Source organism: Verrucosispora sp. WMMD1129, from assembly GCF_029581255.1.
GTDB classification, from domain to species: Bacteria; Actinomycetota; Actinomycetes; order Mycobacteriales; family Micromonosporaceae; genus Micromonospora; species Micromonospora sediminimaris.
Genome location: NZ_CP120741.1, coordinates 5,628,369 through 5,643,327, shown reverse-complemented (window position 1 = coordinate 5,643,327; position 14,959 = coordinate 5,628,369). Strand labels below are relative to the sequence as shown.

The 14,959-nt window shown below is 66.7% G+C and carries 11 protein-coding genes, 1 tRNA gene and 2 pseudogenes; 5 read left to right on the top strand and 9 right to left on the bottom strand.

Features of this window, described 5'->3' with window-relative positions; genetic code table 11:
* Positions 1 to 53: 53 nt before the first annotated feature.
* The 4 genes from O7624_RS26285 to O7624_RS26270 all read right to left on the bottom strand — a co-directional run bounded on the left by O7624_RS26285 (position 54) and on the right by O7624_RS26270 (position 2,855).
* Positions 54 to 998, bottom strand: coding sequence for a ParB N-terminal domain-containing protein (locus O7624_RS26285; protein WP_282237648.1), 945 nt, complete (start codon positions 996 to 998; stop codon positions 54 to 56).
* Positions 995 to 1,405, bottom strand: coding sequence for a DUF6085 family protein (locus O7624_RS26280; RefSeq protein ID WP_282237647.1), 411 nt, complete (start codon positions 1,403 to 1,405; stop codon positions 995 to 997). Before O7624_RS26280 ends, O7624_RS26285 begins: the two co-directional genes overlap by 4 nt.
* Positions 1,402 to 2,745 carry a hypothetical protein gene (locus O7624_RS26275; protein ID WP_282237646.1) on the bottom strand — a complete coding sequence of 448 codons (1,344 nt, stop codon included), beginning with the start codon at positions 2,743 to 2,745 and terminating at the stop codon, positions 1,402 to 1,404. The genes O7624_RS26280 and O7624_RS26275 overlap by 4 nt, the downstream gene beginning before the upstream one ends.
* A gap of 38 nt (positions 2,746 to 2,783) precedes the next feature.
* A tRNA-Gly gene (locus O7624_RS26270) sits at positions 2,784 to 2,855 on the bottom strand.
* A 170-nt stretch (positions 2,856 to 3,025) separates the two neighbouring features.
* On the opposite strand from O7624_RS26270, the gene O7624_RS26265 reads away from it, so the two are divergent.
* Positions 3,026 to 3,208: a helix-turn-helix domain-containing protein gene (locus O7624_RS26265; protein ID WP_282237645.1), complete on the top strand. Its 183-nt coding sequence runs from the start codon at positions 3,026 to 3,028 to the stop codon at positions 3,206 to 3,208.
* Positions 3,209 to 3,556: 348 nt separating this feature from the next.
* Here O7624_RS26265 and O7624_RS26260 read toward each other — a convergent pair whose 3' ends face one another.
* On the bottom strand, positions 3,557 to 4,375 hold the full coding sequence (locus O7624_RS26260; RefSeq protein WP_282237644.1) for an NPCBM/NEW2 domain-containing protein: 819 nt from the start codon (positions 4,373 to 4,375) through the stop codon (positions 3,557 to 3,559).
* Positions 4,376 to 4,886: 511 nt separating this feature from the next.
* Positions 4,887 to 5,015, bottom strand: a complete 129-nt coding sequence (locus tag O7624_RS26255; protein ID WP_282237643.1) for a hypothetical protein — start codon at positions 5,013 to 5,015, stop codon at positions 4,887 to 4,889.
* Between the two features lie 95 nt (positions 5,016 to 5,110).
* Here O7624_RS26255 and O7624_RS26250 point away from each other — a divergent pair, with 95 nt between their 5' ends.
* The 3 genes and pseudogenes from O7624_RS26250 (at position 5,111) to O7624_RS26240 (ending at position 8,860) form a co-directional block, all read left to right on the top strand.
* Positions 5,111 to 7,555 (top strand): hypothetical protein, encoded by a 2,445-nt coding sequence (locus O7624_RS26250; protein WP_282237642.1) that lies wholly within the window; start codon positions 5,111 to 5,113, stop codon positions 7,553 to 7,555.
* Positions 7,556 to 7,624: 69 nt separating this feature from the next.
* A pseudogene (locus O7624_RS26245) lies at positions 7,625 to 8,087 on the top strand (recombinase family protein); the annotation flags it as partial.
* Positions 8,088 to 8,257: 170 nt separating this feature from the next.
* A complete protein-coding gene (locus O7624_RS26240; protein WP_282237641.1) occupies positions 8,258 to 8,860 on the top strand; it encodes a PASTA domain-containing protein in 603 nt (200 codons plus the stop codon).
* Between the two features lie 370 nt (positions 8,861 to 9,230).
* On the opposite strand, the gene O7624_RS26235 is transcribed toward O7624_RS26240, so the two are convergent.
* A complete protein-coding gene (locus O7624_RS26235) occupies positions 9,231 to 10,514 on the bottom strand; it encodes a DNA sulfur modification protein DndB (protein WP_282237640.1) in 1,284 nt (427 codons plus the stop codon).
* A gap of 271 nt (positions 10,515 to 10,785) precedes the next feature.
* Here O7624_RS26235 and O7624_RS26230 point away from each other — a divergent pair.
* Positions 10,786 to 11,268: pseudogene (locus O7624_RS26230) on the top strand (ATP-binding protein); the annotation flags it as partial.
* 578 nt (positions 11,269 to 11,846) lie between these two features.
* On the opposite strand, the gene O7624_RS26225 reads toward O7624_RS26230, so the two are convergent.
* Together O7624_RS26225 and O7624_RS26220 are read right to left on the bottom strand one after the other, a co-directional pair.
* A complete protein-coding gene (locus O7624_RS26225) occupies positions 11,847 to 13,148 on the bottom strand; it encodes an IS256 family transposase (protein WP_282236516.1) in 1,302 nt (433 codons plus the stop codon).
* A 444-nt stretch (positions 13,149 to 13,592) separates the two neighbouring features.
* Positions 13,593 to 14,906, bottom strand: coding sequence for a site-specific integrase (locus tag O7624_RS26220; RefSeq protein ID WP_282237639.1), 1,314 nt, complete (start codon positions 14,904 to 14,906; stop codon positions 13,593 to 13,595).
* Between the last annotated feature and the right edge of the window lie 53 nt (positions 14,907 to 14,959).

The following is a 14,959-nucleotide window of genomic DNA, read 5'->3' as shown; positions in this document are numbered from 1 at the left end:
GAACAGCGGGCGTCCGCCGCGCGTTGACGCGGCGGACGCTTCGCACCTTCCCATCACAGGCCCGCCAGATAGTCGGCCGCCAGGTACTCCAAGGCTCGCCATCGCTGGTCGGCAGGCACTTCGCCCTTGCGTACGAGCTGGTCGACGGCGCGGGCCAGCACGGACACCGAATCGACAGGCATCGAGCGCGCCTCGATCACCGTCTCGATCGGGACCAGGCGGTTGACGTTGCCGATCGGCTCGCCGGCCTCGGGGTCGTACCACACGCCGTCGCGCAGCTCGCCGAGGTGCCGCTCGAACACGGCGAGGATGACGCCGAGGGCGGTGGCCACGTTGCCGACGTTGTGAGCGCCGTGGGCCGTCGCGAGCGCGTCGAGGGTGGACTCGTAGTCGCCGTAGCCGGCGAGCCACCGGGCATCTGCCTGGACGAGCTTGCGTGCCTCGTCGAAGCTGGCCCGGGCGGCGTCCAGCTCGTTCGGCAGGAACACCAGCTGAACGGTGGCGAAGTCCAGGTTCGCCTCGGATAGGCCCTCTAGGTTGACCTGGGCGAGCAGGTCGAGCTGCTTATCGTCCAGGCCCGAGTAGGCCCGCCAGTCCACGTCGTCCAACTCCTCGTACAGCTGTTTCAGCGTGGCGGGGTCGTCTTCGCCCTCGATGGCGTTGTGAGACAGCTGCAACGCGACCTGTCGGGCGCGGGTGAGCGGCTGGTCGACCACGATGACGTCGACCAGATCCAGGCCGGCGTCGCGGGCCGCCATGATGCGGTGGTTGCCGGACAGCACCACCATCCGGCCGCCCGGCTCGTCGTTCCACACCAGCGGCGTGCTGGTCAGGGCTCCGTCGCGGCGGACGTTGGCGACCAGGCGGTCGTACGTCTCCTTCCGCATGTACCGGGCGTTGACCTCCAGCAGGGTGAGGGCGGCCGGGTCGACGCGGGCGGGGCGCAGGTTCAGCGGGCCGTCGTCGGTGGCCGCCGGCTGCTTGTCGACGCCGCTCACCGGGCCGTTCCGATCACGAACCGGCCATTGTCGGCGCCGCACTCGAAGACACCCAGCGTGGCGGGCGGGGCGGTGAGGGCGTGCGTGGCCGCCTGGTTCATCTCGCAGGTGAACAGCGTCGGCCGGCACGACAGCGGGTGCTGGATCGTCCAGCCGTCCTCCCGCAGCTGGATCAGGTGCGCTGTCTCCTCGTCGACGGGCATCAGCCGGCCGGCGTCGGCGAGGGCCGCCAGGGCGGCGGCCATCTCGGCCCGGTAGGGCACGTCGGCGACCATCCGCTCGGCGTACGCGTCGGCGCGGATGGTGTCAGCCGGGTACGACCGCAGGTAGGCCGTTCGGGCGGCTGCCCGCACCGCCAGGTCGACGTCGGCGGCCGCCACCTGGCCGCCGCGGTGGTCGTCGGTCATCGCATGTCCTTCCCGTGGCGGCGCTTCCACTCCGCCAGCGCCTCTCGCAGCGTCCAGTCGCCCAGCGGGCCGCCGTACTGGAGCTGATACCGGTGGATGCCGTCGGCGGCCGGCTCGCTGCGCTTCTGCAACTTCACGCCGGGGATGCCCCGGCCGTACTTCGCCGAGTTCGGCCGGTCGGTGAACGCCGTCGTCGACCACGAGGTGAGCCGCTTCGACAGCGAGCGTTGCAAAAGCAGCTGCGTCTCGCGGCTGGCGGCCGCCATCACGATCAGCTTCGCCAGCCGCCGGTACCGGGTCCATGACACCGGGAAGTCGCTCATCAGGTACGCGGTGCTCGGGTCGAACTTGGGCGGCAGGTACGCGAACGCGCCGATCAGCTTCCCGTCGACGCTGACGCCGCAGGCGAGCAGCGGCGAGCCGGGCAGGATCGCCTTCGACATGAACTGCGAGCGGATGGCGGCGAACTGGCCGCCGGTCAGCACGTGGATGGCCATACGGTCGCCGAGGTCTTCGGCGGGGCCGATCTTCGGCGCGAGGATCGGCGTAACGTCCTGGGCGGGGGCGACGACCCGGCGGGCCCCCGACGAGGCGTAGACGTAGATCGGCATGCCGCGGTTGGAGGTCTGCACGACGCCGCGCAGCCAGGGCCGCAGCTCGTCGCGCGGGATGTGCAGGCCGAGGATCCAGTGGGGGCGGTCGAGGACCGCGCCGATGATCTGCTCCTTACCGTCTTCGTCGAGCATGTCGTAGCTCGGCGCCGGCCAGTCGAAGAACTCATCGATGCCGGCGAACTGTGCTTCATAGTCGCCCGCATAGAACGGCGGGAACATCGCCACCGGCCCGTCGGCCGGCACCACCGTCTCCAGGTACTCGCGGACGTCGCCGCAGTAGTAGGAGGCGAGGCGCAGCGTCAGCGCGTTCAGCTTCGCCACCGTCTTGGCGTGCATCGTCGGGAACTGGCCGACCGTGGCGCGGACCATCCGCTCGTAGTAGACGCCCGGTCGGCCGACGTACTGGAGGAACCGGGTGCCGAGCATCAGCGACGCGAGCGTGTCGGTCGGCGTGGCCAGGTACGGCTCCAGCCAGCCGAGCAGGTCGCGGTGCTCGTCCTTGAGCCGGTAGTCCAGATCGCGGCCGGCGAGCCACCAGCCGAGGGCGCTCGAGTACGCCTGGACGTCGTTGCCGTGGATGGCCCGGCGCTCGCCCGGCCGGGAGTGCAGCGTTCGTTCGATCGTGAAGTTCCCCGAGCAGCCGACGTACAGGTCGGTGTCGGGCCACGACTCGGCGTGCTCGTAGATGATCGAGCGCAGGTCGGCCGGGATGCTGCCGTGGAACACGCGCCTCTCACCACCTTCCCCTGTGGCCGGGCGTGGAGAGCGCCGGCCAGGACTCGAACCTGGGCCTCCACCGTGGAACGGCGGTGTGCCACCAACAGCACTTCCAGCGCGCGGCGCGTGCCATGCACCCGCAGTATCCGATAGTAGCCGTACACCATCTCGGTAAACGAGAGGGCTGGAAATGGTTGATTCGCATCGTGTCCTGGCGCATCTCACAGTAGACCAGTACGGCCGCAATGCTCTATGGTGGCCACGCAGTCGAGAGCGGGAGGGCAGGCAGGTGAGCCAGGACTACACCTACGCGGAAGCCGCAGCAAAGCTTCGCATCGCAGAGACGACCCTGCGGCGCTGGGTGTCGAAGGGCCGCGTGCCGTGCCAGCGCCTCGGCCGGCTGGTCCGGTTCACAGACGAGGACTTAGCCGCCGCGTACAAGCGCTGCCCGGCTCTGGCGGGGCGCCGCTGACGTGGGGATCTCCGACCTGGGGTCACACTCAGCTGTCGCGGCGCGCCGGTCAGATACCGACCCCCACCACCTCACAGCGCCCAGGTCGTCCTAGGAAGATGCTCGATTCAGCGGAAGAAAAGGCACGGCCCTTTGCTGCGCTTAAGTGATCATCTCGACGCGGCGCGCCCACGGCTCCGGCCTCGGCGTACACCGATACGTCTGGAATGCACCATCGCCTGGCTTCACTGGTGCCTCCGCATCCACTGGAGATCCACGACGACATCCACGAAGCCTTCCTCAGCCTCGCCTGCGCCATCATCTAATGGCGAAGAGCTCCAAAGTTAGGAGTTCTTCGGGTTGTCGGTGTCAGATCCGCAGTGCCGCATCGCCCCAGACCGCCGTATCGTTGTCGTCATAGCCGGAAGCGTCCGCGGGCCGAAAGAATGTCATCTGCAAGCGTAGCCGTTGCCCGTCGGCCACCGACACATCGACCCGTTCGGACTTGCCAGCGGCGAGGGTAACCTCACGAATCACCTCTTGATCCACGATCACTTCGAACTTGACTACCCGGTTGGCGTTCCGGTTCTTGTCCGACAGTCCAAGGGTGGCAGTAAACTTGGTGTACGGGCTGCGCAGGTCGTATTCGACGTAGACTTCTTTAGCTTCTGACCGCCCGTAGCCCTGCGCAATAGAGATGCTGTGCACGTAGGTCTCGCCGCCCACGTTGGCGGCACCCCTTTCGGGCGTTGAGCCGCGCAACATCTGCTCGTCGGCCAGGTAGATCAACTTGGGCGGGGTGCCGTCCGAGGAGGATCCGCCATCCCCGCTGGTAGCCTCGTCCAGCTCCTGCCTCAGGGTATCCCGCTCCTTGCGCAGCCCGTCGATGTCTAGAACCAGCGTGTCTCGCTCGGTCTTGAGCTTAGCTGTCTGCTCCGAGAGACTGGACACCTCGCCAGAAAGTGACTCAACCTGCCCCTCAGCCTGGTCTTTCTGCTGGTTAACCCGCACATTTACCACGCCGAGCACGGCGGTCAGCAGCCCCAGAACTGCGGTGCACGCGCCGAGGATGGCGATGATCTTTTTGGTTCGGAGTTCCGTTGCGTTTTCCGCCGCGGGCCGTGCGTCACTCGTGCGCCTATCGCCGCTCTTCTCTTCCGCGCGGCTGTCGCGGCTCTGCTGCGACATCGAACCTCCGTTGGCGATAGCAGCATGTCGAGGCGACACGGTATCGAAGAGTTCCCGAGGGAGCAATGCATCTGTCGGAGTGGCAACTGATCAGGTCGGCCGTTTCGGGCTGGTTTGATCGCAACTAATCAGGCTCTTCGAAGTTACGTAAGCGGGGTGCGCTTATCGATCCGACCCGGTGATGAGGGATCGCAGCCCTTCGGTGATCTTTCGCGTGCTGGGTTCGGATAGTCACAAAAAGGTCGGCCGAGGTGGACGCCGAGCAACTTGGCACCGCCCGCAGTGCAGATGAACTGCTGCGGCCGACCGGGATTCCGGTCGGCCGCAGGCGTTCAGGCGCTTCTACGGCACCCACTCCATCGACGGCGACGGCGAACTCGCCCAGCTCGACGCCGACGGCTACCTGCCGCTGCGGCTGTCCGAGCCCGGGTTGACCGCAAGCATCAGCGGGCGGTATCGGTAAGGCGGGCAGGACCCGGGGCCAGGGATTCCGGTCCTGCCCCCTTCGGAGTCAGGAGTCGAGGTGGTTGAACAGCCAGGTGAAGGCTGCGCGGGCGGCGCCGGCGATCAGGCCGGTGAGGGCAGCGAGGGCGACGCGGATTCCGTTGCCCTGCGGGCGGTCGCTGTTTCGGGTACTCATCGGAACGTCCTTCGGTCTGGCAGGAACCTGTGGAGCAGGCCGGCTGTGACTCCAGGTTCAGCGCTGCCTGCGGTGGTCCACCTTGGTGCCGATGAGTGCCGACGGGCAGTGCCGGCGAGGGCGTGATCACCCGCGTACGGCAAACTTATTTCGCGATGGGTGCCGACGAGTCCCGACCGGAGATCCGCCGTTCCAGAGCGGTGGAGAAGAAGGAGTTGCCCGCAGGGCCGTTGCGGGATCTTCGCGATGCGGTGTATGTGCTGTACGTCGAGGCGGACCGGCCACGGTTGGATGAACTCGTCCGGCAGATCGCCGACGATGACGATCTGCCCGGTGCGCCGAAGAAGGACCTGATCGGCAAGATCATCGCCGGTGACGGGCTGGCGTCGCAGCAGGACACGGCGACAGTTGCAGTCGCTCTTGCCCGAGCCGCCGGCCGTGAATCGGCGGCGACGGTCGCCGAGCAGGTCCGACAATTGTGGATCGCTGCCGCGTCCGCCGATCCGGTGGAGCCACCCGTCCGGATAGGTCGCCCAGTCGCCGAGTGTGATCCCCTGACGCTCGAAGTCCATCGAGCCATCGAGCTCACCGATGTGGCCACTACGGGCTTGGACCTGTTGCCGGGGTACGTGCCGCGGGTTCACGACACCCGGCTAAGACAGGTCGTTGACGAGCTGCTCGCCGGTGGCCGGTCGCGGCTGGTCACACTGGTGGGCGAATCGTCAACGGGTAAAACCCGAGCCTGCTGGGAGCTGGTCCGTTACCTGGACGGTCAAGATCCGGGGCGATGGCGGGTGTGGCATCCGTACGACCCGACCCGCCCACAAGCAGCGCTGGCCGAGCTGGAGAAGGTCGGCCCGGAAACGGTCGTGTGGCTCAACGAAGCCCAGCACTACCTCATGCCCGCCGACCCGAAGCTGGCAGAACGTATCGCTGCAGGACTGCGGAGCCTGCTGCAGGATCCAGGCCGCGGACCAGTGCTGGTCCTGGCCACACTGTGGCAGGAGTATTGGAATACGCTAACTACTAGCCCGGCTGGCGGCGTTTTCGACGTGTACGCCCAGGCTCGGGAACTGTTGACTGGCACCGCACGGAACCTGCCCGACGCGTTCACCCCGACCGAGGCCGCCGCACAGCGTGGTTCCAGTGTCGATCCCCGGCTTCGGTACGCCGTTGAACGGGCAGAGAACGGTCGGATTACCCAGTACCTGGCCGGCGCACCCGCGCTGGAGGACCGCTACCGCACCGCACCGCCCGCGGCCCGAGCAGTCCTTCAGGCGGCGATGGACGCCCGACGACTCGGTCACCCCCTCGCCCTGCCACATGCCCTGCTAGAGCGGGCTGCGCCTGGCTACCTCGACGACCATGACTGGGACACCTGCGGTGAGGACTGGCTTGAACAGGCCCTCGCCTACACCGCCGCCCCGTGTACCGGCGCCCGCGGCCCGCTGACCCGCATCCGCCCCCGCAGCGAGCACCCCACGCCAGACGCGCCGGCCGTACCGGACGACCAGCCGTGCTACCGACTGGCCGACTACCTTGAACAACTCGGCCGCACCGAACGCGCCGGCATCTACCCGCCCGACACCCTGTGGCAGGCGTTCAGTACCACTATCACCGAACCCGAGCTGCTGACCGCCCTCGGGGTCGAGGCCGGACGACGGGGGCGCTACCAGCACGTGATCTGGCTGTACACCCAAGCCGCCGACCACGGCGACACTCACGCGTTGCAGAACCTGGCCGAGCTGCGGGACAAGGCTGGAGATACCGCTAGCACCGAGGCCCTAGCCATCAAGGCCGCCGACCATGGCATGACCATCGCGTTGCGGGACCTGGCCGGGCTGCGGGAAGGGGCTGGAGATACCGCCGGCGCCGAGGCCCTGTACCGACATGCCGCCGACCATGGCAACGCCCTCTCGTTGCGGTTACAGGCCGGGCTGCGGGAGGAGACTGGAGATCCGGCCGGCGCGGAGGCCCTAGCCATCAAGGCCGCCGGCCATGGCGACACCGGCGCGCTGTGGCTCCTGGCCGGGCTGCGGGAAGAGGCTGGGGATCGCGCCGGCGCCGAGACCCTAGCCATCAAGGCCGCCGACCATGGCAACACCGACGCGCTGTGGCACCTGGCCGGGCTGCGGGAAGAGGCTGGGGATCGCGCCGGCGCCGAGGCCCTGTACCGACATGCCGCCGACCATGGCGACACCGACGCGATGTGGCACCTCGCCGGGCTGCGGGAAGAGGCTGGGGATGCCGCCGGCGCCGAGACCCTAGCCATCAAGGCCGCCGACCATGGCAACACCGGCGCGCTGCGGTTCCTGGCCGGGCTGCGGGAAGAGGCTGGAGATACCGCCGGCGCCGAGGCCCTGTACCGACAAGCCGCCGACCACGGCAACACCGACGCGTTGCGGGACCTGATCAAGCTACGAGAAGAGACCGGAGGACACGCCGACGCTGGTCGGATGCGGCGATTTGGTCTGACCGGAGCCGGCGAGGCAAACACCGCCTTGGATTTCGGCTCATACGGCGGTCTGGTGTCTGAATAGCTAATCCAGCCCGCTGAGCTTGATCGTGCCGCGACCGGTGTCGGACCTCTTGGTGTCTCTACTTATGGCACCATCCGGCCGGCGCCCGACGAGGTGATCCCGTTCGTCCGCGACGGCGACACGGTACTCGTGCACTCGGTGGACCGACTCGCCCGCAACCTCGACGACCTGCGCTGGCTGGTGCGCACCCTAACGGCAAGGGCGTACGGGTCGAGTGCGCTAAGGAGAGCCTGACGTTCACCGGCGATGACTCGCCGATAGCCACCCTGCTGCTGTCGGTCATGGGCGCGTTCTCCGAGATCGAACGCGCCCTCATCCTCGAACCCCAACGCGAGGGCATCGCCGCGGTCAAGCAGCGCGGTATGCACACCGACCGCAAACCCGCGCTCACCGCCGAGCAGGCAAAGCAACTCCGCGAGCGCGCCGCCGTCAGCGAGCGTAAGTCCATACTGGCAAGGAGTTCGGCGTCAGCCGCGAGACGGTTTACACCTACCTGCGGCCGATGGCCGCCAACAGCCGATCAACTGCTTAGCGTTGTCTCTTCGCTGGGAGCTACCGGCGGCCCTCCCCGCATTGTGCGAGCCAGCTCTCGCGGGTAGGCCCATACGCGGCAAACAACTGGCTGCCGCAACGCGACGACCAGCCATCCACCGTCGGCGACACGCCAGCCCTGGAAGCCATGTTCCTCAACGGCGCGGCCGAGTGGCCAGTGCTGCCCGTTGCCGCTGCCCACGACAATGCACCGTGACTTCAGAATTTCCACACGACCCCGCCGCCGCTCCCGGACCGCCGCCCACGCAGCAGTTCGCCTACGGCCCGCCTCCGGCACCGCCAAAGCGCAGGCTCGGCACCGGCGCCATCATCGGCATCGTCGTCGGGGCCCTCGTGCTCGCCTGCTGCGGTATCACCGGAATCGCTGCGCTTTTCGGTGCCAACAGCCAGCAGCAGGCGAACCCGAAGTCGTCGGCGGCGGCGATCGCTAGTCCCGTCTCCCCGTCTGCTGCCCCACCGGCACCAACACCGCCGCCCACAACAACGGCGCCGGAGGTCACCACAGCAGCGACGACCACTCCGGCCGCTCCGACGAAGCTGGTCATGCCAAACCTCAAGGGCACGAACGCGGCCATCGCCGACGACAAGCTGCGCAAGCTCGGCTTCACGAACATCAGGTTCGGCAGCCAGGACGAGCGCGACACCGTGGTGCTGCTACTGACGAACTGGACGGTGACGAAACAGTCGACAAAGGCAGGCGCCAAGCTATTGCCGGACGACCTGATCGTTCTGACCTGCACCAAGGGCGGCTGATACGCCCCGACAGCGGAGCCCTCAGGTACACACGCTGAGGGGACCGTTTTGTAGGCGTCACCGCGCGGAAAGGCGGCGGCCAGTAGCTCGTCGCGGGGCGACGGATCGTGCCTACGCTAACTGCGACGCCGGACGGACTCGGTCGATTTGGCTCGATGGCCCGAACGATGCCGGTGGAGAGCTGATGTTCACGCCGTCCACAGCTGTCGGATTATCGGCCTTCACCAGCCGACAGTCCGAGAGGTAATGGGTGACGATTCCCGACCGCCGCGGACGGGATCGACCAGCCGAGGCCGCGGGCCCCAGAACGCTGAACGCCAGCGGCCTTCTCCGCACGAGATGCGGAGAAGGCCGCTGTGTTGCTGATGGATCAGATAGCGGCCGGGGCCTTCTTGTACCAGTCCGTAATCACCTTGGTTAGATGCACTACGTTCTGCTGACGCATGATCGGAGCAGATGCGTTCGGCTCGAAGTCCTCGTTAGCGGCCGTGGTACGCCAAATGCTGTCCTCGGTGACCGGGGCTGCCATGTGCCGGTCGAGTCGCTTGAAGAACTCCTGGATGTCGCCGTCTTCGGCCCCGTCCTCCCGCAGGTTACGGTAAACGCCGCCCAGAACGCGAAGCATGCCCACCGAGCCGAGAAGCGAGGACTCGCGCAGCTTCATGGCCTTGGTGGGGGGTGCCGGCGGCTCGTTCTTCTTCTTCTCCGAGAGCGAGGGATCGTAGTTGTCCACGTCTTCCTCGGTGATCTCCGCGAGCGCGGTGAAAGCGATGGAGATGACATCCAGGAAGCCTCGGACACTCTCGATGACCTCGTTGTCGGTCAGCGACTCCACCTTTTTGCTGACGCGGCCACCGGGACCGGCGATCACGGCACGCGTGATGTCGGCGACATGCTTGGCACCCATCAAGTTGCGGTTGGCCAAGGTCATCCGGTCCCGCTCAATGTCGATCTTGCCTAGGAAGAGGGGATGAGTGACGATGTCACTCAGCGTACGGTTGGCGATGCGTGATGTGTCAAATCGGGCACGAACGGCACCGGAGATGCCCTTAGCGTTGTCTGCGACATCTACGAACATCTGCTGGCCGCTTACGCCGTCCGGCTCCACGTAGATGTCAATACCGACGAACTCTTCCTTGAGTCGCTGCATTCGGCCAATCAGGGCCTCGCGGTCCTGTTCCAGTTTCACCCTCTTAGCCTCATTGGCGCGGTGGATCTCCCGGTCGATGCGGGAGACCTCGTCCGTGATGCGCTTCTTCTCCAAGTGGACCCCGAGGATGCGGTGCTGGCCATCGATCGTGATCAGGCGTCCGATACCGCCGATGGACCACGGGACGGTGAGGTAGCCGACCGAGCCGTCTTCGCTGATGGGCTCGAAGCGGCAGCCGCCAGTGTCACGGATGAGAAGGGCCGGGGCCACCCAACGGGGGTTGTCGGCAAGGTACTGACCGAAACCCTTGGCATGGTTGATATCCACCTTACGGTTGTCCGGGTCCGGCTTGGCCGGGTCTGGGATGGTGAGGATGACCGACAGGTCCGCGAGCGGGATTCGTGTCGTGTAGACGGTCCGGCCACCCTGACTGGTGCGGATCGCCAGGTAAGTGGACTCCTCACGCACCAGCGAGAGACGCGACGAGTCGACGGTGATAGTCACAGATAGATCCCTTCCAGGGAAACGCGGAGCTAAGCGCAGCAGATAACGTGCAAGGTTACGTCCACTATTGACTATCTGTCAATCGGGCGTGCTGATGCCAGATTTAAGGTCTAAAGTAGCTGGAGTAGCTGGCTAATCGGCCGCGTCGAGTCGGCAACTTCCACGTCGATGCCACCAGCGACGCGACGGTGTTCCGTCCGAAGCCCAGCCTGGTTCTGCAGTCACCGCCGCGACGTACCGACTGGCCGGTCTTGCGAAGTACGGTCGTGAGGTGCTGAACATTGACACATCCCGACGACCTGTGCGCCCCACCGAGTGGGCTGCCGTGCTGGATGCGATATTCCACGCTCAGCCTGCCGACGAGCAGACGTGGCTAGAGTGGAAGTCAAGGCTGGACCTGCGGTCCAAGGAGCAGATGGCGATGATCGTGGCCAAGGCGATTATCGCGTTCGCCAACCGGGATCCGACCGAGGCCGCAGCCCATGTCGGCGGGATCGGAATCCTGGTGGTCGGCGTCGAGCCCGGCAACGTGTCCGGCGTCGTTCAGATCGACAACGCCGACTTGGACAAGATGCTGACCAGCTATCTCGGCTCCGACGGGCCGGTTTGGCAGCCACATTGGGACCAGTACGACGGTGAGACGGTTTTGATCATCGAGGTGTCTGCGCCGGCCTGGGGCGACCCGCCTCACACCTACCGTAAGGAGTTCGGCAGCATCGGAGACGGTGCGGTTTACGTACGCCGCCGAGCCCGGTCGGTCCCGGCCGATCATCGGGACATACGCCGATTGGTTGACCGCTACGCCAACCGGCCCGACGACAACTCACTAGACATCGCTGTCGGCGTGGGAGACCCCACCATGCTTTCCCGCTATACCTGGACCAGCGCCGACATCGATACCTTCATTCAGATGGAACGCGAGAGCTTGCTCGGGCTCATCACCGAAGTCCGGCACACAAAGTCCTGGGGTCTGGATCTGGCCAGCCGGCAGATCAGTGCGGCCATGGATGCAGAGACCCGCACCGTGGAGGAATACAAGGGGGAGGTCGAGCGGTACCTCGACGACACACGGGCTCGATGGCCGGAGATCATGCGCTCACTCGCGGCCTACCTCCTGCCGTCTACCACCTTCACAGTAACCAATCTGTCCACCCGGAACTACCGGCAGTTGGAGGTCAGGCTCCACGTGGCCGGCGACGCCGATGCGATCGAGTTCGAGGAGAATCTCGCCGCCCTGGACCTTGGAGACCTACTTCCCCGTCAGCCACGGAAGTGGGGCCCGCGCCCAAACAGGGTCTGTCAAACGAACGGTGTAACTCGGGTTGTTGACGGCTACTTGCGGCCTGCGGACAGGCGTCCTTCGAAGGCGATGTCGAAGGCGTTGAGGGCTGGCTTCCAGCGGATGGTCCAGCGCCGGCGGCCCTGCCCGGTGGGGTCGAGGCTCATCACGGCCAGGTAGACGCATTTCAGCGCGGCGGCCTCGTTGGGGAAGTGGCCGCGGGCGCGGACGGCGCGGCGGATGCGGGCGTTGACGCTCTCGATGGCGTTGGTGGAGCAGACGACGGTGCGGATCTCGGCGTCGAAGGCCAGGAACGGCACGAACTCCGCCCACGCCTGCTCCCACAGCCGCACGATCGCCGGATACTTGCCGCCCCACGCCTCGGTGAACTCGGCGAACCGGGCCCTGGCAGCCGGCTCGGTGGGCGCGGTGTAGACCGGCCGCAGGGCTTTGGCGATGGCGTCCCAGTGCTGCCGGCCGGCATACCGGAACGAGGCACGCAGCAGATGGATCACGCAGGTCTGCACCACCGCTTCGGGCCACACCTCGCCGATCGCGTCGGGCAGCCCTTTGAGTCCGTCACAGACCACCATGCACGCGTCCGCGACACCGCGGTTCTTCAGCTCGGTGAGGACCTGCAGCCAGAACTTGGCGCCCTCACCGCCGTCACCGGCCCACAGCCCGAGGATGTCCCGGGTGCCGTCAACGGTGACGGCCAGGGCCAGGTAGATGGGCCGGTTGGCGACCTTCCCGTCACGGATCTTCACGTGCACCGCGTCCAGGAAGATCACCGGGTAGACCGGGTCCAAAGGCCGGTTCTGCCACTCGGTCATGCCCTCGACAACCTTGTCAGTGATCGTCGAGATCGTCTGCCGTGACACGTCGGCACCGTAGACCTCGGCGAGGTGGGCCTGGATCTCCCCGGTGGTCAGGCCCTTGGCGGACAGCGAGATGACCATGTCGTCCACACCGGACAACCGACGCTGCCGCTTGCGGACGATCTGCGGCGCGAACGACCCATCCCGGTCGCGCGGCACGTCAATCTCGACCGGGCCGACATCGGTGAGCACCGTCTTGGCCCGCACACCGTTGCGGGAGTTCCCGCCGTTCCTGCCCGCCGGCTCGCCCTTGTCATAGCCCAAGTGATCGGTGATTTCGCCCTCAAGCGCTGATTCCAGGACTCGCTTCGTGAGCTGCTGCAACAGACCGCCGTCGCCGGTCAGCTGCAGACCCGCCGCACGGGCCTGCTCCACGATCTGGGCGACGAGTTCCCCGTCGAGACCCTCCGCCGGTTGTCCCGGCCCGTTCTTCGCCACCGCGGCAGTATCCACGGCGGCCATCGATCCATCAGACATCAGGTGCTGCTCCTTGATCAGGAGTTACACCGTTCGTCTTACAGTCCCCCCAAACAGGATGATTAACATCATTAGGGACTTGGAGCAGTCCACATACCTGCCAAGCGCTCCTTCCTTCAAGGTGCCCGGATCCAGAACGACCCTGGAACGCGGAGGGAGCTTCACACTTACAATCGAACCGCTGGACCTGCGTCCTCGGCAGACGGAGGTCCTTGAGGATGGCTATATCGTGCTGATCCCAGCTAGCCGTACCGATGACGTGATCGTCTCTTGGTCAGCAACCGCCACGAACGTCGATGCCACCGCTCACGGCCAATTCGCTCTGGAGCTCGAAGGAGCAGACGTGAACCTGATGGAGGCGTGGGCTCGATCGGAGGCGAGCGGGCAGGAAGCCAGCCCCTAGCTCGCTTCCCGCCCCCGTCCTCATGCGCTAGACCCGCCCGCCTATCGACCCTGTCTCGGCGCGGTGGCTGGCCGCGCCGCCTGTCCCTTCGGTGAGCGGTGAACGCGGCCACGGATCTCAGCCGTCCGACCGGCGCTAGTTGCGCGTTGCTGCTCGCCTGCGCGTATGCCAGCCTCCAGGAAGCCGCCGACGATCCGCCGAACCGGCTCGTGGTGCGCCGTCGTGTGGTGCACGTACACGTCCATCGTCGTCGCCACCTGGGCGTGCCCGGCGACGCCCTTGAGCGCCGACAGCTCCAGGCCCTCAGTCGCGAGCAGCGTCAGCAGCGAGTGCCGCAGCCCGTGCATCGTCATGTGCCCGCGCAGCCCGCGCGATTCCGCCAGCATGCGGATCTTCACCCACCGCCAGTCATAGAAGTCCTCGTACCGCCAGTGGTTGCCGCGGGGTGCGTAGAACACGAAGTCGCCGGCCTTCTCAGCCCGGTGGTTGACGACGTGCATCACCAGCGGGTGCAGCGGCACCTGCCGGTAGCCGTTCTTCGTCTTCGGCTTCGGCTCGACCACCCAGCGCCGTTCGACCTTGCGGAGTACCTGCCGGATCTCGATGGTGCCGAGGTGCTTGCGGACGGCTTCCGGCGGCAGCGCCGCCACCTCACCCCACCGCAGGCCGCTTGCCAGCTTCGTCAGCAGCAGGTCAGCGGCCTCCGGGTCCACTTCGTACGCCGCAGTGAGCAGGATCGACGCCTGCTCGGGCGTCTCCAGGAAGTCCCGCTCGAACTTCGGGCCGTCAGGCAGAGCCAGTCCTTCCATCGGGTTGTACGTCCGCAGCGGCGGCTCCTCGTCCTCGCCCGGCAGACACGAAGCCCGGAAGATCGGGAACACCGACTCGCCGCGAATATTGGCGATCGTCTTGCGAGACAGACCTGCGGCGAGCAGGCCGGTCTGCCACTCCCGCAGCATCCGCCGGGTGATGCCGGCGATCGGCAGGTCGCCGAGCGTCGGGAAGACGTGCTTCTCCAGCCGCTCCAGGTACTTCCGTTTCGTCTCGGCGCTCGGCTTCGTCAGGGTGTCCAGCCACGCCAGGGCGTACTGCCGGAACGTCATCGCCGGCGGCTCGTCGACGGGCGCCGCAGGCGGGGCGGGCGCGAGGTGGCCGAAGCCGTGCTCGACCAGCTGCTCCGGCGACGGCCGGTGGTTGCCGTTGGCGTCGACGAGCGCCTTGAAGCGCTTCGCGTCGGCCTGGTAGTCGAACGTCTCGCCGTCCCACTCGCCGTCGCGGCGGCCGCCGTCGCGCCACTTCACCCGCCATCGGGCGTTCTTGCCGTCCTTCGTGGTCCTCTTCTCGATCGTTGCCACCGTTCCTCCACGTGAGCAGGCGGCCTCGACCCGGCGTCGCGGGCTCTGCCGCC